This is a genomic window from Neoroseomonas marina (genome assembly GCF_012927745.1).
GTDB lineage: Bacteria > Pseudomonadota > Alphaproteobacteria > Acetobacterales > Acetobacteraceae > Neoroseomonas > Neoroseomonas marina.
The window spans coordinates 36125-53775 of record NZ_JABBKX010000003.1; the positions used below are offsets into that span (position 1 = coordinate 36125).

A 17651-nucleotide genomic window follows, 5' to 3' on the forward strand; every position below is an offset into this window, starting at 1 on the left:
GGTCCACCGGCCGCGCCGGGATCACGAGGAGATCGCGTTGATGCGGGTGAAGATCGTCTCCGCATCCACTTCGCGCGCATAGGCGGCCATCACCGGATCGACGGCGCGCTTCAGCGCGGCGCCGTCGGTGAAGGGGATCCGGCGCAGCCGCCCCGCCTGCTCGAGAGCGGCGATCTTCTGTCCGTCCTCGCTGCTCTCGGCCTGGCGGCCGAAGGTGCCGGCCTCGCGGCCCGCGCGGCGGATCGCCTCCTGCAGCCCGGCGGGCAGGCGCGACAGCGACTGGGCGGAGAAGCAGAGCGGGCGGATGGTGATCGCGTGCTGCGTCGCGATCAGGTTCGGCGCCACTTCGTAGAAGCGCATCGCCTCGACGCCCGCGGCCTCGTTCTCGCCGGCCTCGATGACGTTATTCTGGATGGCGTTGTAGACCTCGTTGTAGGCGATGACCGAGGGCGACATGCCGGCCGCCTGGAAGCTGCGCGACCAGATCGGCGCACCCTGCACGCGGATCTTGAGGCCGCGGATCTCGGCCATGTTCGACGCGCGCTTGTTGGCGAAGATGTTGCGCACGCCGCCGCCGGCATAGCCGACGAGGATGACGCGGGCCCGGCGTTCGATCTCCTGCGCCACCGGCGCGAACAGGTCCTGGTCCAGAACCTGGTTCCAGTGCGCGAGGTCGCGGAACAGGAACGGCGCGTCGACGAACGGCGCCGCGCGGCTGAAGGTCGACATGTGGGCGGGCGAGACGATCGCGTAGTCCACCGCGCCGCGGCCGGCCGACATGTACTCGAAATACTGCTTCTCGAGTCCGAGGCTCGAGTTCTTGTGCATGATGAAGTTCACCGGCTGGGCGGTGTAGTACTGCTTCACCAGTTCCTCGAACCGCGTCATGGTCCGGTTGAAGACGTGGTCGTCGTTGAACTGGGATGCGCCATTCAAGGTAATGGCCTGCTGTGCCCGCGCGACATGCGGTCCCGACAGCAGCGATGCCCCGGCGGCGAGGCCACCAAGCAGTGCCCTGCGATTCATGGACAGTCTCTCCCTTTTTGCGGCCGGCTTCGCGACGGCTCTGCGATGACTATAGGGGCGGAAACATCGCGGTGGGAACTGCCCGGTTACCGCCTCTTTCCCAGGCAGCAGGCTTGGCGGAGACTGCGGCCCTCGTCGGAGGATTCGGCATGAACCAATTGAACCTGGCCGGCCGCGTGGCCATCGTGACGGGCGGCGCCCGCGGCATCGGCCTCGCCATCGCGCGGCGCGCGGCGGGATCCGGGGCGGCCGTGGCGATCTGGGACATCGACCGCACGGCAGCGGAAGCCGCCGCGGCAACACTCGAACGCGCCTCCGCCCATGTGCTGGACCTGACGGACGAGGCCGCGATCGGCGCCGCCCTTGCCGCCACCTGCGCCGCCCATGGCCGCGTCGACATCCTGGTGAACAACGCGGGCATCACCGGCGGCAATGCGCCGTCCTGGGAATTGCCGACCGCGGAGTGGAAGCGCGTGGTCGAGGTGAACCTCATCGCGCCCTTCATGGTCACCCGCGCCGTCGTGCCGCGGATGATCGATGCAGGCTACGGGCGCGTGGTGAACATCGCCTCGATCGCCGGCAAGGAGGGCAATCCGAACGCCTCCCACTACAGCGCGTCGAAGGCGGGGCTGATCGGCTTCACCAAGTCGCTCGGCAAGGAACTCGCCAGGACCGGCGTGCTCGCCAACTGTATCACGCCGGCCGCCGCCGAGACCGACATCTTCCACCAGATGACGCCAGAGCAGATCGCCTGGATGCGGTCCAAGATCCCGATGGATCGCTTCGTGAAGGTCGAGGAGATCGCCGCGCTGGCCTGCTGGCTCGCCTCGGAGGATTGCTCCTTCTCGACCGGCGCGGTGTTCGACATCTCGGGCGGTCGCGCGGTCTACTGAACCTCCCGCAGGATCGGCAGGAGGTATTCGGCGAACAGCGGCGGGTTCTCGGTGAAGGGGAAGTGGCCGATCCCGTTCATCCGGGTGAAGCGCGCGCCCTTGATCTTCGCCGCCGTCGCCTCGGACATCTCGGCCGAGCAGGAATAGTCGTACTCACCGGTCAGCATGAAGAGCGGGCAGCGCGTGGTGTCGATGCGGTGCACCCGGTCGCGCGCATCCCATTCGCCCGAATAGAAGCCGATGTCGCGGTCGAAGGTGGCGTAGCCACCTTGGGAATAGTGCCACCAGATTGCGGCGGCGGGCTCGGCCGGGCTCTGCGGCGCCATCAGCCCATGGATCCATTCGGGGACGAAGATCGCCTGGTTGATGCGTGGGTCGTCCGCCCAGGGGCTGCGGCGGCCGGCGACGTGGTCGCAGGCCTCGCAGGCGATGATGGCCGAGAAGGCCTCCGGATGGCGCAGCGCGACCTCGAGGCAGATCTCGCCGGACATCGATGCGCCGAGCAGCACCGGCTTGTTCAGCCCCGCCGCCTGCACCACGCCCATGATGATCTCGACATAGCGGTCGGTCGTCAGGCGCCAGGCGCCGGGCACCTCGGCCGGCGGCGGGCTCTTGCCGTGCCAGGGCATGTCGAAGGAGGTGATGCGCCAGTCCTTCACGATGCGCTCGTCGGCCATCAGCCCGTGCGCCTGCCGGCCGTCGGCGCCGGCGGTGTGCAGCACCAGCAGGTCCCTGCCCTGCCCGGCCTGCTCGGCATAGATGCGCCAGGTCCGACCATCGGCAGCGACGTTCAGGTAGCGCCCCGTCACGTCAGGATCCGGCTGCGCCGGCAGGGCCGGCCGAGGGAAGGCCGGCACCGGCCCGTTGCCGCCGAGGACCAGCCATCGCCCGATCTCGAGCACCCGGCGCGCCAGGTGGCAATGGCGCAGGAAGTCCATCTCCTCCCCGGTGATGGCGAAGCCGGGGACGCGGTGGCGCATCGCGAAGATCGCGTGGTGGTGCCGCGGCGGGATGGGCTCGAGGTGCTTCGCCCAGATCGCGGGTGACGCCTCGAGCGCGAAGGTCGCGGGGCCTGCCGCGCCGCCGAAGCCGAATTCCGCGCGCTGGTCGCCGCTGACGATCGCGAACCGCGTCACCGCCCCCTGGCGCCATTCGCCGAGGACCGCGTCATCCGCGCAGGCCGCCTGCCAGCGGGCCAGGAAGCCGTCCCACGCATTGCCCTGCGGCCAGCCTGCCATCCGATCCTCCTGGCGTTTCCCTCGGCCGAGGATGTCAGCGCGGTCCAAGCCCGGCAACCGGCGTTGCCAGCCCCGCCCTCCTTGCGCAGAGTGCGCGCGACATCGACAGGCATGAGGAAGCGCCGATGAGTTCCCCCACCAAGATCGCCGTCGTCACCGGCGCTGGCACCGGCGTCGGCCGCGCGGCTGCCCTCGCCCTGCTCGGCGGCGGATGGACCGTGGTGCTGACTGGCCGCCGGAAGGACGCGCTGGAGGAAACCATCGCCATGGCCGGCGACGCCGCCCCGCGCGCCGTCGCGATCCCCGCGGACGTCGCCGACCCGGCTGCCGTCGACGCGCTGTTCGGCGCGGTGAAGCAGAAGTTCGGCCGGCTCGACCTGCTGTTCAACAATGCCGGCCAGAACGTGCCCGGCACGGCCTTCGAGGACCTGAGCTACGCCGACTGGTCCCGCGTGGTCGCGGTGAACCTGACGGGCTCCTTCCTCTGCGCCCAGGCCGCCTTCCGCATCATGAAGGACCAGACGCCGCAGGGCGGGCGCATCATCAACAACGGCTCGATCAGCGCCCATACGCCGCGTCCCGACAGCGCCCCCTACACCGCGACGAAGCACGCCATCACGGGGCTGACCAAATCGGTGATGCTCGACGGCCGCAAGTACGACATCTGCGCGGGCCAGATCGACATCGGCAACGCCGCGACGCCGATGACGCGCCGCATGTCGCAGGGCGTGAAGCAGGCGGACGGCAGCGTCGCCGTCGAACCGACCATGGACGTGAACCATGTCGGCCAGGCGATCCTGCACATGGCGAACCTGCCGTTGGAATCGAACATCTTCACGCTGACGATCAAGGCGACGAAGATGCCGTTCGAAGGGCGCGGCTGACACGGAAGAAGGTCGGGGGAGGAGAACCTCCCCCGATCCCCCTCCCTTCCTTGGATACTGGGCGCGTCGCTAGGCCTCTCCGCGCTCCGCCAGCAGGCGCTTCACCTCGTTCTTCGGCACCTTGCCGTAGCCCGACCGCGGCAAGGCATCCCACAGCACTACCTTCGACGGCCACTTGTAGCGGCCCAGCCGCCCGTCGAGATGCGCCATCACGGCAGCGGGATCGATCGCGGCACCTTCCGCGGGCACCAGCACCGCCACGCCCGTCTCGCCCCATTTTTCGTGCGGCACGCCGACGACGCAGGCCTCGGCGACGCCGGGGAAGGTCAGCAGCACCTCCTCCACCTCGCGCGGATACACGTTCGACCCGCCCGAAATGTACATGTCCGACTGCCGCCCGGTGATCGTCAGGAAGCCCCGCGCGTCGAGATGCCCGAGGTCGCCGGTATGGAACCATCCGCCGGCGAAGGCTTTCTCATTGGCCGCCGGGTTCTGGAAGTAGCCGGCCATGACGGCGGGGCCGCGGATGCAGATCTCCCCGGTCTCGTTCGCCGGCAGGCGACGGTTCTCGCCATCGAGGATCGCGATCTCGATCCCCGTGCGCGGATACCCGCAGGACCCGATCGGGAAGGCGGGATCATCCTCGATGCTGTGCCACTCCGGCGGCAGCACGGTGATGTTCCCCGTCACCTCGCCGAGGCCGAAATACTGCACCAGGCACGGCCCGAGCTTGCGCAGCGCGTGCTTCTGGTCCTCGCGGTACATCGGCGCGCCTGCATAGATGACATGCCGCAGCGAGGAATGGTCGTGCGCATCCACGCTCGCATCGCGGCAGAGCGCGTTCAGGATCGTCGGCACCGTGAACATGTTGCTGACGCGGTGCTTCTCCACCAGCCGCCAGGCCTCGGGCACGTCCAGCCGCTCCCCCGGCATCAGCACCGACACAGCCCCGCGCGCAACCTGCGCCATCGCGTGGATCCCCGCCCCGTGCGACAGCGGCGCCACGACCAGCGAGGCATCGTGGTGGCTCAGCCCCGGCATCAGGTCCGCGATGTGGTTCACCACCACGAAGGCGAGCTGCCCGTGCGTCAGCGTCCCGCCCTTCGGCCGCCCGGTCGTGCCGGAGGTGTAGAACAGCCAGGCCGGATGGTCGCGGTCGACATTGGCGGTCTCGGTGACGGGTGCGGCGCGGCCTTCCTCGACCAGGTCGTCCCAGGACAGACCGGCACCCTCCCCGATGGCGACCTCCAGGATGCAGGCCGCATTCTCAGCCTTCGCGGCGGAGCGGTGCTCCGGAAAGCCGGTGTCGACGATATGCGCCCGGCAGGCGGCATTGGCGGCGAGGAAGGCGGCCTCCGGCGGGCTCAGGCGGAAATTGGTCGGCACCCAGACCGCGCCGATCAGCCAGCAGGCCCAGCAGGATTCGAAGATGGCGTTGCCATTGCGGGCATGGACCATGACCCGATCGCCCTGGCCGATGCCGCGCGCCCGCAACGCGCCGGCCGCGGCCTGCACGCGCTCGGCGATCCGCGCCCAGGACCAGCTGGCATCCCGCCACACCAGCCCCGGTCGGTCGGGCAGCCGCCGCGCCGTCTGCAGCAGCAGGCTCGCCAGGTTCGAGGTCGGGATCATGCGGCGTTCCTTCCTGATCCCCCCGATCTGCACCGGCCCGCCCAGGCCGGCAAGCGCGGGAGACGGCTTGCCCGCAAGCCCTGAGCCGGGCCAGTCTTGACCGGAAGCGCCGGAACGGCGCGCCGACGCCATGGCCGTCAGGGAGATAACGCCAGATGACCGAGTCACGCATGGGCGCCTCGCGCCGTTCGCTGCTGCTGGGCGCCGCCGGGGCGGGCCTGGCGCTGCCCTACGCCGCACGGGCGCAGCAGTACCGGCCCGAGTACAAGCTGTCGGTCGTCGGCAACCGCCCGATCCCCTTCGCCGAGGGCGCCTTCCAGTGGGCGGAACTCGTGACCCAGCGTTCGGGTGGCCGGATCAACGTGAAGGTCTATCCGGGCAGCCAGCTGGTCGGCGGCGACCAGACGCGCGAACTCGTCGCGATGCGCCAGGGCGTGATCGACTTCTCGGTCTTCAGCACCATCAACATCGCTCCGCAGGTGCGCGAGGTCGGGCTGTTCCAGCTCCCCTTCCTGATGCCCGACCACAAGGCCTTCGACGCGCTGATCCGCGGCGAGGTCGGCCGCGACATCTTCGGCGTGATGGAACGGCGCGAGGTCGTCCCCCTCGCCTGGGGCGAGAACGGCTTCCGCGAGATCTCCAACTCCAAGCACGCGATCCGCACGCCGGCCGACATGCGCGGCCTCAAGATCCGCTTCGCCGCCGGCGCCATCTTCACCGACATCTACCAGGCGCTGGGCGCCAACCCGGTGCAGATGTCCTTCGCCGACCTGCAGCCGGCCCTTTCCACCGGCGCGGTCGACGGGCAGGAGAACCCGATCAACCTCTTCCTCGCCTTCCGCATGGACACGCTGGCGCAGAAGCACCTGACGGTGTGGAACTACGTCAACGACCCGCTGATCTTCTGCCTATCGCGCACCGTCTGGAACTCCTTCAACGACGCCGACAAGCAGCTGGTCCGCGAATGCGCCGAGGAAGCCGGGCGCAACCAGATCGCGCTGACGCGCCGTGGCCTCGGGCTCGATGGCGGGGATGACGCCTCCATCCGCGAACTCCGCACCCGCGGCGTCGAGGTCACGGCCCTGACGGCCCAGGAGAAGGCCGCCTTCGCGCAGGCGACGCGTCCGGTCTACGACAAGTGGGCCCAGACCGTGGGCGCCGACCTCGTCCGCAAGGCCGAGGCCGCCATCCGCGCCGCGTCGGCCTGAGGTGAGCGCCGAGCCCGATCCGACCGCGGAGCGGATCAACCCGCGCACGCGGGTGCCGCTCCGCATCGAGGAAGTGCTGGTCGCCGCCGCGATGGGGGCGATGGTGCTGATCACCTCCGCCAATGTGGTGACGCGCTACCTGACGAACGTCTCGCTCGCCTTCACCGAGGAGTATTCGGTGGCGCTGATGGTGGTCGTGGCGCTGCTCGGCACCGCCATCGCCACGGCGACGGGGCGGCACATCCGGATCGGGGTCCTTGTCGACGGCCGCTCGCCGCGCGTCCGCCGCGTGGCGGAAGGGATCGCGATGGTGCTCACCATCATCTGCTTCGCGCTGCTGGCCTGGTACGGCACGCTGCTCGCCTACGACGAGTATCGCTTCGAGGTGCTGTCCAACGGGCTCGGGCATCCGAACTGGCTCTACACCGGCTGGCTGCCGCTGCTGTCGGTCGTGGTCATGGCCCGTGCGGCGGGGCGGCTGATGCGCCTGCTGCAGGGCGAGGAGGGCTGAGACCGTGATCGGCGTCGTCCTCTTCGCGATCTTCACCATCCTCCTCCTCGGCGGGGTACCGATCGCGGTCGCCCTCGGACTTGCCGGCGCGACGGCGATCGCGCTGGCGGACCAGTCCATGTTCGCCATGCCGACCAACGTCTACGCCGGCATCGCGAAGTATCCGCTGATGGCGATCCCGATGTTCGTGCTCGTCGGCAGCGTCTTCGACCGGACCGGCGTGGCGCTGCGACTTGTCCGCTTCGCGACCGCCTTGGTCGGTGCCGGGCGCGGCGCGCTGGCCTCGGTCGCCGTGCTGGTGGCGATGGTGATCGGCGGCATCTCGGGCTCGGGGCCGGCCACCTCGGCCGCGGTCGGCCAGGTGGTGACGCGCTCCATGGTGAAGGACGGCTATCCCCGCCCCTTCATCGCCGCGACGGTCGGCGCGGCGGCGGCGACGGACATCCTGATCCCGCCCTCCATCGCCTTCATCATCTATGCCGTGCTGGTGCCGGGCGTCTCGGTGCCGGCGATCTTCATGGCGGGCATGTTCCCCGGCATCCTCGCCGGCTTCGCCATCATCGTGCCGATCGTCATCATCTCCATGCTGAAGGATTTCGGCGGCAAGGCGCGGAGCGACGAACGTCTGCGCGTCTGGCAGACCTTCAAGGAGGCGATCTGGGGCCTGATGGCCCCGGTCGTGATCCTGGGCGCCATGCGCTCGGGTTTCGTGACGCCGACCGAGGCAGCCGTCCTCGCCGTGGCCTATGGCTTGTTCGTCGGCTTCGTCATCTACCGCAGCCTCACGCTGCGCGACTGCTACGAGATGCTGGTCGAGGCCGGGGAGCTCTCGGCCGTCATCCTGATCGTGGTCTCGCTGGCGAGCGTCTTCGCCTGGTCGACGGCCACGCTCGGCATCGTTCAGCCGATCGCTGCCTGGATCGTCGGGCTCGGACTGGGCGAGTACGGCACCATCGCGCTGCTGATGCTGGTGCTGATCGTCATCGGGATGTTCCTCGACGGCGTCTCGACCTTCCTGATCCTGCTGCCGGTGCTGATCCCGATCGCCAACAGCTTCCACTGGGACCTGACCTGGTTCGGCGTCATCCTCACCATGAAGATCGCGATCGGGCAGTTCACCCCGCCCATGGCGGTGAACCTGATGGTGTCCTGCCGCATCGCTGGAGTGGGGATGGAAAGCACCATCCCCTGGGTGGTGTGGATGATCCTCGCGATGTTCGTCGCCCTCGCCCTCGTCGTGGGCTTCCCCGGCATCGCACTATGGCTGCCGCATGCGATGGGGCTCAGCTAGCGCGGAGCCCCAGTTCGCGCACGGTCCGCTTCTCCTCCTCGTTCTGCATCATCGCCGCGGTCGCGTAGTCCTCGGTGTTGAGGTAGCGCACCGGCATGTCGAAGCGCGCGATGGTCGCGAGGTGCGCGGGGTCATAGAGCGCCTCCCTGAACGCGTCGTGCAGCACGCGCACCACGGCAGGATCCATGCTGCGCGGCCCAGCGATGCCGTAGGTGCTCTCCCCCAGCACGTCGAAGCCGGCCTCGCGAAAGGTCGGGACATTGGGGAAGCGCGCGGCGCGCTCGCTCATCCACACGCCGAGCGGCCGCACGCGGCCTTCCAGGGCCATGTCCGCCCAGGCGCTGGTCTCGGCCGAGAAATGGATGTCCCCCGACAGCAGCGCCTGCAGGTTCGGCGCGGCGCCACGGAAGGGCACCGCCACCCACTCGATCCCGGCCAGCCGCGCGAAGCGCGTCATCTGGACATCGGTCGTATTGGCGCCCGGCGTGCCGTAGCTCAGCTTGCCGGGATTGGCCCGCGCATAGGCCACCAGGTCCTGCATCGAGTGCCACGGCGCATCCGGCCGCACCACGACGCCCCCCATGTACCCCACCAGCCGGATGATCCAGGAAAAGTCCCGCGTCGGATCCCACTGCGGCCGGTCCACCATTGCCGGCATGCGGAAGACGCCGTTCGGCATCTGGCCGAGCGTGTAGCCGTCGGGCCGCGCCTCCTTCGCCATGTACAGGGCGCCGAGCGTCCCGGAAGCCCCCGGCCGGTTCTCGACCACCACGGTCTGCCCCAGCCGGCGGGACGCCTGGTCGCAGACGGATCGCATCTGGATGTCCGTCGCACCGCCGGGCGTCCAGGGCACCAGCATGCGGATGGGGCGGTCGGGATAGCGTCCCTGCTGCGCAAGGGACGGGCGGGCCAAAAGCGACGCGCCGCCGGCCAGCAGGATGGCACGGCGGCGCGATATCGACGCCTGGGGCATGCGCTTCCTCCGGAACTCTTCTTGTCCGGAAACGCTAGCACGCGCCCTGTGCGGACCGGGGAAGGAAATCCCCGGCCCTCGGTGGGTCAGCCCTGCGGCTGCGGCACGATGCGAAGGTAGGGCTTGGGCTCCTTCCAGCCGGCCGGGAAGAGTTTCTTCGCATCCTCGTTGTTGACCGAGCCCGCGATGATCACGTCCTGCCCATGCTTCCAGTTCGCCGGCGTCGCGACCTTGTGCTTCGCCGTGAGCTGGAGGCTGTCGAGCAGGCGCAGCACCTCGTCGAAGTTGCGGCCGGCCGTCATCGGATAGGCGAGGTAGGCCTTCACCTGCTTGTCCGGCCCGATGAAGACGACGACGCGCACGGTCTGGTTGGTCGCTGCCGTGCGGCCCTCCGAGGTCGTGCCCGCATCCGCCGGCAGCATGCCGTAGAGCTTCGACACCTCGAGCGAGGGATCGCCGATCATCGGATAGGTCACGGCATGGCCGGTCACCTCCGCGATGTCCCCTTCCCACTTGAGATGGCTTTCGACGGGATCGACGCTGAGGCCGATGATCTTGCAGTTGCGCTTGTCGAATTCCGGCTTCAGCCCGGCCATGGTGCCGAGCTCGGTCGTGCAGACCGGGGTGAAGTCCTTCGGATGGCTGAACAGGATCGCCCAGCCGTTGCCGATCCACTCATGGAAGCGGATGCGTCCCTGCGTGGTGTCGGCTTCGAAATCCGGGGCCGTCTGGCCGATGGCGATGGTCATGGCGCACTCCCTTTGTGTCGCGTGCGGCGGCGGACCGCACCATGCAACGGCAAATCGCTCAAGAGAAATGTTCCCCTTTCAGCGGCCCGGCACGGAGGAGCATGCCATTCTCCCATTCCGCCGCAACACATCGCGTCGGTTCACCCGGCGACGCGTCGGATGGCCGCGGCGACGCGGGTGGGCGACAGGCGGATGGAGTCCTCCAGCGGCGGGCTGAAGGGGATCGGGGCGCGCGGCGCGCCCAGGCGCTCGACCGCCTTCAGGCCACCCGGTCCCAAGGCTTCGACGACACGGGCCACCACCTCGGCCCCGAAGCCGGAGACGGTCACGGCCTCGTGCACCACCAGCAGGCGCGCGGTACGCTGGGCGGAGGCGATCACGGCGGCCTCGTCCCACGGCCAAAGGCTGCGCAGGTCGAAGACGTCGCAGGCGACGCCGCTTTCGCGCGCGGCCTGCTCGACGACCGGCACCATGGCGGACCAGGTCACCACCGTGAGCGCATCTCCCTGCGCGGCCTGGCGGGCGACGCCGAAGGGGATCGGCGCGATCTCCGCCGGCACCTCGCCCTCCGCGGTCCAGAGGTTCTTCGGTTCCATCAGCACGACGGGATCGTCCGACCGCACGGCCGCCTTCAGCAGCCCGGCCGCATCCGCCGGCGTGCCGGGTGCCGCGACGACCAGGCCCGGGATATGCGTCAGCCAGGCTTCCAGGCACTGGCTGTGCTGCGCGGCCGAGTTCCGCCACATCCCCTGCGGCATCCGCACCACCAACGCGGCACGCCCCTGCCCGCCGAACATGTAGCGGACCTTGGCGATCTGGCTGACGAGCTCATCCATCGCGCAGAGCGTGAAGTCCGCGATGCGCATCTCGACCACCGGTCGCGTGCCGCACAGCGCGGCGCCAAGCCCCGCACCCATGATGGTGCTCTCGCTGATCGGGGTGGAGACGATGCGGTCGGTGCCGAACTCCTCGGACAGGCCCTTGTACTGGCCGAAGATGCCGCCCTGGACGAGGTCCTCGCCCAGCGCCCAGACCAGCGGGTCGCGGCGCATCTCCTCGGCGAGCGCGCGGCGCGCCGCCTCGGCGAAGGTCATGCGCGTCATGCCGGTGCCCCCGCATCCTGGACATCGGTGAAGGCGGCGCCGGCGTCGGGCCAGGGCGCGGCCATGGCGGCGGCGCGGTGCCCGGCCATCTCGGCGGCCGCCTCGGCCTCGATGGCGGCGACTTCATCCGGATCGAGCAGCGCTGCCAGCCGGCGGATGCAGTCGCGGTCACGTGCCGCAGCCGCTTCCTCAGCCGGGCGGTACGCCGCCGCATCCGTGCCCGTGTGGCCCTCCCAGCGATAGCATTTCGCGTGCAGGAATTGCGGGCCACCACCGCCGCGGATGCGCGCGACGAGTTCCGCCGCCACCGCGTCGACCGCCAGCACGTCCTCTCCGTCCACGGCCGCGGCCGGCACGCCGCAGGCCTCGGCGCGCACCGCCGGCCCACCGCCCGCCGTCACCGCGCTGTTGCGCGTGAAGGCCGCGAAACCGTTGTCCTCGCAGACGAACAGCACCGGCAGGCGATACAGCGCGGCCCAGTTCATCCCCTCGAGGAACGGTCCGCGATTGACCGCCCCGTCCCCGAAGAAGCAGGCGACGATCGCGTCCTCCTTCGTCAGCCGGATCGCCTGGGCCGCGCCGCAGGCGATCGGGATGCCCGCACCCACCACGCCGTTCGCGCCGAGCATCCCCACCGCGAAATCCGCGATGTGCATCGACCCGCCCTTCCCGCCGCAGGACCCGCCCGCGCGGCCGTGCAGTTCCAGCATCATCGCCCGCGCATCCGCGCCCTTGGCGATGGCGTGCCCATGCCCGCGATGCGTGGAGGTGATGCGATCCGCGCGCCGCAGGTTCGCGCAGACGCCGACCGCGACACCTTCCTGCCCGATCGAGGGATGCACCACGCCCGGCGCTTCCCCCGATCGCATGGCGGCAACGGCCTCGCGCTCGAAGGCGCGGATGCGCGCCATGTCGCGCAGCATCGCGACCCGCCGCGCCGTCTCGTTGGACGCGCTGGACATCCCGTCCCCTCCCCTGTTGCCAGCCCTTCCGGCGCGCTCTACTCCCGAAGCAGGGAGAGGAAACGCGGCCATGCTGGACCGGCTCATCGTCGTCGACAGCGTCACCCGGCTGGGGCCGGAGGCGCAAGGGCGGGTCATCGTCGGCGGCTCCCATGGCGGGGTCTATGCGGCCTACCTGGCGGCCAAGGCCCGCGTCGCCGGCGTGCTGCTGAACGACGCCGGGCTCGGGCTCGATCGGGCTGGCATCGCGGGCCTCGACTACCTGCAGCCGCTCGGCATTCCGGCCGCCTGCTGCTCGCACCGCAGCGCGCGCATCGGGGATGGCTTCGACCTGCTCGGCCGCGGCATCGTCAGCCATGTGAACGCCGCGGCAGCGGCGCTGGGCGTGGAATCCGGCATGTGGTGCCGCGAGGCCGCGCGCCGCCTGGCCGCCGCGCCGGTGCCGGCAGTGGACGCGCCCGACAGCGTGGAATCGCGCTTCCCGGTCGCCGTGCCGGGCCGCGCCCGGGCCTCGGCCATGGACTCCAACTCGCTGATGATGCCCGACGACGACGGCACGGTCGTCGTCACCGGCAGCCATGGCGGTCTGCTCGGTGGAAGGCCCGAGACGGCCGCGCGCGCTGCCGTCTTCGCCGCGCTCTACAACGACGCCGATGGCGGCATCGACGGCGCGGGCTTCACGCGGCTGCCGGCGCTCGATGCGCGCGGCATCGCGGCCGCCACCTATTCCGCCTGGACGGCGCGGATCGGCGATGGGCGCTCCGCCGTCGAGACCGGCGTCGTCTCCTGCGTGAACCGCCGCGCCGCCGCGCTGGGCCTGAGGCCCGGCGGCACGGTGCGCGACGCCATCACCCTGCTGGCCGAAGCGATCGAGAAGGACCACCGCGCGTGACCGCTTCCAACACCACCCTGACCATCACCGGCGGCGAAGCGCTCGCGCGTATGCTCGAGGCCCACAAGGTGGGCCCGATGTTCGGCATGGGCGGCTTCCAGCTGCTGCCCTTCTACGAGGCGGTCCGCGCGCTGAGCCTCAAGCACTACCTGATCAACGACGAGCGCTGCGGCACCTTCGCCGCCGATGCCTGGGCGCGGGTGACCAACCGCCCGGGCGTGGTGGATGCGACGCTCGGGCCGGGGGCGACGAACCTCGTCACCGGTCTCGTGGAATCGTTGAACGCGGGAATCCCGCTGGTCGCCATCGTCGGCGACGCCAACCGCGACCACGCCTGGAAAAACATGACGCAGGAGGCGCGGCAGGTGGAGATCCTCCGCCCCGCGGCCAAGGAACTGATCCGCGTCGAGAGCACGAAGCGCATCCCCGAATTCGTCCGCCGCGCCTTCGCCGTCGCCACTTCGGGCCGGCCCGGCCCGGTGGTACTCGACGTGCCCGAGGATGTCTGCCACGGCGAACACACCTTCGGCGCCGACGAGATCTGGGCCGATCCCGGCACGCTCCAGGCCCAGGCACGGCGCACGCGTCCCGACGGGCGCGAGCTGGAACGCGCCGCGGCCCTTCTCGCCAAGGCGAAGCGCCCGCTGCTGCTGGTCGGCGGCGGCATCCATGTCAGCGGCGCACATGACGCGCTGCTCGCGCTCGCGGAAGCGCAGAAGATCCCTGTCGCCCACACCATGTCGGGCAAGGGCGCGATCGCCTGCACGCATCCGCTCTCGGCCGGCGTCTTCGGGCGCTATTCCCGCATCGCCAACGACTTCGTCGCCGAGGCCGACCTGCTGATCGTGGTCGGCTGCAAGCTCGGCGAGATCGCGACGAAGCGTTTCTCCCTCATGCCCGCCGGCGTGCCGGTGGTGCACATCGAGATCGTGCCGGAGGAGATCGGCCGCACGACCCGCGCCGATGTCGCGCTCGCCGCGGATGCACGCCTGGCGCTCGAGGACCTGCTCGCCGCCCTGCCCCCCGGCCCGCTGCCGGATGGCCGCGCGGAATTCGCCACCGCCGTCGCCCCGCGCATGGCCGTTTGGCGGGTCGGCGCCGCCGACCGGCTGGAATCCAACGAGACGCCGATCAATGTCGGCCGCCTCATCAACGAGCTGAACATCGCCATGGGCGAGGACGACATTCTCGTCGCCGATGGCGGCTTCGCCGGCCATTGGGGCGGGCTGCTGTTCGACACCAAGAAGGCCGGGCGCCACTTCATCGCCGACCGCGGCTTCGCCTCCATCGGCTACGGCGCGCCGGGCGCGATGGGCGCGCAGATGGCCGCCGGCCAGAAGCGACGCGTCGTCGGCCTGACCGGCGATGGCGGCTTCAACATGACGATCGGCGAGATCGAGACGGCGCGGCGCACCGGCGCCAACTACGTTCTCTGCGTCTTCAACAACGGCGCCTCGGGCTATGTGAAGGCGCTGCAGCACGCGGTCTACGGGCCGGGCAAGTACCAGTCCTCGGAACTGGCCGAGACCGACTATGCCGCCGCCGCCCGCGCCTTCGGCTGCCACGGCATCCGCGTGGAAAGCCCCGATGCGCTCGCCGGGGCGATCCGGGAGGGCCTTGCCAACACCGACAGCCCGACCGTCCTCGACGTCATCGTCACGCGCGATCCGGCCCGGATGCTGCCGGGCGTCGACAACCGGACGCTGAAGGTCGAGAAGGGCGACCGGCCGGTCTGAACCCGCCGCGGAAAGACCACATCGCCGCCGCGATCGGCGCTAGAATGCCGGGCGATGAGGCAACGCCGCGCCATCCTGGCCGCCATGGCCCTGCTGCTCGCCGCCGGCCCGTTAGGGGCGCAGACGACGGAGCCGGAACCGGCTCTGCCGCGCGTCATCTACGGGGCAACGCCGCCGCAGGTGCTCTATGGCCCGTCCTCGGCGCCCCCGGCAGCACCCGAGGAACCCCGCATCGCCCCACCGATGCCGCAACAGGCGCCGCAGGGCAGCGTGACCTACGAATCCGGCCCGGCCTACCTCCCGCCACCGGCCTATTGGGCGGGCCCGCCGGGACATTGGCGGCCGCCCCCACGGCGCGTCGGACCGCCTATCGAGAACCCGCCGCGCTACCTGCCACCGGATACGAGCCGCTTCGAGCGCCCCCTGCCGCAGGGCCGTTACGTCGGCCGGCCGCCCAGCGCGCCTCCGGAAACCCTCCGTTACGGACGGCCACCGGGTTACTAGACCGCCGCCACAGCCTCGCCATGCTTGCACGCGATGGTTGTGACATCGACTCGAGACCCAAAGGAACGACGCATGTCGCGCAGGACCAGGTTCGCATTGGCCGGCATGGCGGTGCTGCTCGCTGCCGGCTGCACCAACCCCTATGACCCGACCCAGCGAGCCGCTGGCGGCGCCCTGCTCGGCGCCGGCACCGGCGCGGCGATCGGCGGCCTGGCCAGCGGGCCGCGCGGCGCAGCGGTTGGCGCCCTGGCCGGCGGCCTGGGCGGTGCGGCCATCGGCGCGGTGACGACCCCACAGCCGCCGGTGCAGCAGGGCGGCTGGGGCAGCGCACCGTCCTACGCGCCGCCGCCGCAGCCAGGCGCTTCGACCTATTACCCGCCACAGGGGGGCGGTCAGCCCTATTACCCGCCCCCCTCAGGCGGGGGGTATGTCTCGGCGCCCTATGGCGGCGGCTACCAGCAGCAGCCGCCCCCGCCGCCGCCAGGCTGGCAGCCCCCGCCGGGGTCCTATTGGCAGCCGCAGCCCTATGCCGGCGCCTATTACGCGCCGCCGGAACCGACCTACTACCGCTACTGAGCCGCCAGGATCTCGGCGCGTCCCGGCAGGGACGGCACGGCGCCGAGCCTGCGGCAGGCCAACGACCCGGCAACGACGCCACGGCGCAGCGCGCCCGGCATGGACAAGCCCTCTGCCAGGGCTGCGGCCATGGCACCGACGAAGGCATCGCCGGCGCCGGTGCTGTCCAGCACCTCGGTTGGCGGGGCCGCCAGATGCAGGGCGGCGCCGTCGCGCCCGCCCCAGAAGGCGCCCACGGCCCCGGCGGTCAGCACGACGCCAGAAGCGAAGCGCGGCGCCAGCGCGGCCGCCAGTTCAGGCGGCGTGCCGCCCCGGCCGACCAACCGCTCGGCCTCCGTTTCGTTGACGACGAGGATGTCGGTCGCCGCGAGCAACGCCGTGGGGAGATCGGCCGCCGGCGCCGCGTTCAGCAGGGTGCGCCCGCCGGCCTCGCGCGCCGCGAGGAAGGCCGCGATCGTCGCCTCGACCGGTGTTTCCAGCTGCGCCACCACGAGCGCGGCGTCCGTCGCCGCCGCGCGCGCATCCTCGGGGGCCAGGCGCGCGTTGGCTCCGGCCAGGATCACGATCTCGTTCTCCCCCGCCACGTCGAGCAGGATCACGGCGGTCCCTGTCGGCACCTCGGCATCGCGCCGCACGGCCGTCGCGTCGATGCGCTCCGCGGCCCAGAGCGCCATTGCCGCCTCGCCCGCGGCGTCGCGGCCCACGCAGGCGGCCATGCGGACCTGCGCGCCGGACCGCGCCGCCGCGACCGCCTGGTTGCTGCCCTTGCCGCCGTGGAAATGTTCGAGCGCCGTCGCGGCCAGCGTCTCGCCCGGCTTCGGGAAGCGCGGCACCCGCAACACCGTGTCCTGGTTGTAGGATCCGACGACGAGGACCCGGCCCATGCTTCCCCCTTCCCAAGGCTGCGCGACGCTGCGGCGAGGCTGCCGGCAGGGTCAAGCCTTGCGGCCGCGCAAGGCGCCGGGCGCGGCGCCGCGAGAGCATTCGACGCATCACGAAAGGACTCACCTTGGCCGACCCCCTGCAAGTCGTCTGCTCCCATTGTGGCGCCGTGAACCGCGTGCCGGCGGCACGGCTGACCGACCGCCCCGTCTGCGGCGCCTGCCGGAAGCCGCTGTTCGAGGGCCGGCCGATCACCCTCGACGAAGCTGGCTTCCGCCGGCACCTGCGTGCGGACTCCCTGCCGATCCTCGTTGATTTCTGGGCGTCGTGGTGCGGTCCGTGCCGGACCATGGCCCCGGAATTCGAAGCCGCGGCCGGTATGCTGGAACCGACCATGCGCCTCGCCAAGGTGTCGACCGAGGACGCGCCTGCCCTTGCGCAGGAACTGCAGATCCGTGGCATTCCGCTGATCGTCCTCTTCCGTGACGGGCGCGAGATCGCGCGCCAGGCCGGCGCGATACCCGCGCGCCAGATCGTCGCCTGGGCACGCCAGCACGCCGGCTGACCGGGCGTGGGTTGCACCGCAGCAAA

At 70.7% G+C, this 17651-nt stretch carries 18 protein-coding genes; 10 read left to right on the top strand and 8 right to left on the bottom strand.

All coding sequences use genetic code 11. From position 1 onward, the window contains the following. Window positions 1-21: 21 nt before the first annotated feature. Window positions 22-1026, bottom strand: coding sequence for a TRAP transporter substrate-binding protein (locus tag GWK16_RS10185; protein WP_170053873.1), 1005 nt, complete (start codon window positions 1024-1026; stop codon window positions 22-24). 149 nt (window positions 1027-1175) lie between these two features. On the opposite strand from GWK16_RS10185, the gene GWK16_RS10190 reads away from it, so the two are divergent. Then, entirely contained in the window at window positions 1176-1919 is a 744-nt protein-coding gene (locus GWK16_RS10190) for an SDR family NAD(P)-dependent oxidoreductase (protein WP_170053874.1), read from the top strand. Here GWK16_RS10190 and GWK16_RS10195 read toward each other — a convergent pair. Beyond that, entirely contained in the window at window positions 1913-3157 is a 1245-nt protein-coding gene (locus GWK16_RS10195) for an alpha/beta fold hydrolase (protein ID WP_170053875.1), read from the bottom strand. The genes GWK16_RS10190 and GWK16_RS10195 overlap by 7 nt on opposite strands. 125 nt (window positions 3158-3282) lie before the next feature. On the opposite strand from GWK16_RS10195, the gene GWK16_RS10200 reads away from it, so the two are divergent. Further along, window positions 3283-4041 (top strand): SDR family oxidoreductase, encoded by a 759-nt coding sequence (locus tag GWK16_RS10200; protein WP_170053876.1) that lies wholly within the window; start codon window positions 3283-3285, stop codon window positions 4039-4041. A gap of 69 nt (window positions 4042-4110) precedes the next feature. On the opposite strand, the gene GWK16_RS10205 is transcribed toward GWK16_RS10200, so the two are convergent. Beyond that, window positions 4111-5673: an acyl-CoA synthetase gene (locus GWK16_RS10205; protein ID WP_170053877.1), complete on the bottom strand. Its 1563-nt coding sequence runs from the start codon at window positions 5671-5673 to the stop codon at window positions 4111-4113. 155 nt (window positions 5674-5828) lie between these two features. On the opposite strand from GWK16_RS10205, the gene GWK16_RS10210 reads away from it, so the two are divergent. From GWK16_RS10210 to GWK16_RS10220, 3 genes are read left to right on the top strand one after another with little or no spacing between them, the layout of a single operon-like run. Continuing rightward, window positions 5829-6881, top strand: coding sequence for a DctP family TRAP transporter solute-binding subunit (locus tag GWK16_RS10210; protein ID WP_248291306.1), 1053 nt, complete (start codon window positions 5829-5831; stop codon window positions 6879-6881). A gap of 1 nt (window position 6882) precedes the next feature. Further along, entirely contained in the window at window positions 6883-7392 is a 510-nt protein-coding gene (locus GWK16_RS10215) for a TRAP transporter small permease (RefSeq protein ID WP_338144454.1), read from the top strand. Window positions 7393-7396: 4 nt separating this feature from the next. Then, entirely contained in the window at window positions 7397-8683 is a 1287-nt protein-coding gene (locus GWK16_RS10220) for a TRAP transporter large permease subunit (protein WP_168038727.1), read from the top strand. Here the strand turns inward: GWK16_RS10220 and GWK16_RS10225 are convergent. The 4 genes from GWK16_RS10225 to GWK16_RS10240 form a co-directional block, all read right to left on the bottom strand. Further along, entirely contained in the window at window positions 8676-9656 is a 981-nt protein-coding gene (locus GWK16_RS10225) for a tripartite tricarboxylate transporter substrate binding protein (RefSeq protein ID WP_170053878.1), read from the bottom strand. The two genes, GWK16_RS10220 and GWK16_RS10225, sit on opposite strands and share 8 nt — an antisense overlap. 86 nt (window positions 9657-9742) lie before the next feature. Continuing rightward, window positions 9743-10405: a peroxiredoxin gene (locus tag GWK16_RS10230; RefSeq protein ID WP_170053879.1), complete on the bottom strand. Its 663-nt coding sequence runs from the start codon at window positions 10403-10405 to the stop codon at window positions 9743-9745. A gap of 140 nt (window positions 10406-10545) precedes the next feature. After that, the gene (locus GWK16_RS10235) at window positions 10546-11508 is read right to left on the bottom strand and encodes an alpha-ketoacid dehydrogenase subunit beta (protein WP_170053880.1); all 963 of its coding nucleotides are present in this window, start codon (window positions 11506-11508) and stop codon (window positions 10546-10548) included. Beyond that, entirely contained in the window at window positions 11505-12470 is a 966-nt protein-coding gene (locus tag GWK16_RS10240) for a thiamine pyrophosphate-dependent dehydrogenase E1 component subunit alpha (protein WP_170053881.1), read from the bottom strand. The genes GWK16_RS10235 and GWK16_RS10240 overlap by 4 nt, the downstream gene beginning before the upstream one ends. Window positions 12471-12540: 70 nt before the next feature. On the opposite strand from GWK16_RS10240, the gene GWK16_RS10245 reads away from it, so the two are divergent. The 4 genes from GWK16_RS10245 (at window position 12541) to GWK16_RS25000 (ending at window position 16178) form a co-directional block, all read left to right on the top strand. Beyond that, window positions 12541-13362: a hypothetical protein gene (locus tag GWK16_RS10245; RefSeq protein WP_170053882.1), complete on the top strand. Its 822-nt coding sequence runs from the start codon at window positions 12541-12543 to the stop codon at window positions 13360-13362. Then, the gene (locus GWK16_RS10250) at window positions 13359-15098 is read left to right on the top strand and encodes a thiamine pyrophosphate-binding protein (protein WP_338144455.1); all 1740 of its coding nucleotides are present in this window, start codon (window positions 13359-13361) and stop codon (window positions 15096-15098) included. The genes GWK16_RS10245 and GWK16_RS10250 overlap by 4 nt, the downstream gene beginning before the upstream one ends. 54 nt (window positions 15099-15152) lie before the next feature. Continuing rightward, a complete protein-coding gene (locus GWK16_RS10255) occupies window positions 15153-15602 on the top strand; it encodes a hypothetical protein (RefSeq protein WP_170053883.1) in 450 nt (149 codons plus the stop codon). 72 nt (window positions 15603-15674) lie between these two features. Continuing rightward, window positions 15675-16178 carry a YMGG-like glycine zipper-containing protein gene (locus GWK16_RS25000; RefSeq protein ID WP_211187313.1) on the top strand — a complete coding sequence of 168 codons (504 nt, stop codon included), beginning with the start codon at window positions 15675-15677 and terminating at the stop codon, window positions 16176-16178. Here GWK16_RS25000 and GWK16_RS10265 read toward each other — a convergent pair. Further along, window positions 16172-17062: a ribokinase gene (locus GWK16_RS10265; RefSeq protein WP_170053884.1), complete on the bottom strand. Its 891-nt coding sequence runs from the start codon at window positions 17060-17062 to the stop codon at window positions 16172-16174. The genes GWK16_RS25000 and GWK16_RS10265 overlap by 7 nt on opposite strands. A 125-nt stretch (window positions 17063-17187) precedes the next feature. Here GWK16_RS10265 and trxC point away from each other — a divergent pair, with 125 nt between their 5' ends. After that, on the top strand, window positions 17188-17625 hold the full coding sequence (gene trxC / locus GWK16_RS10270) for a thioredoxin TrxC (protein ID WP_170053885.1): 438 nt from the start codon (window positions 17188-17190) through the stop codon (window positions 17623-17625). Window positions 17626-17651: the final 26 nt, after the last annotated feature.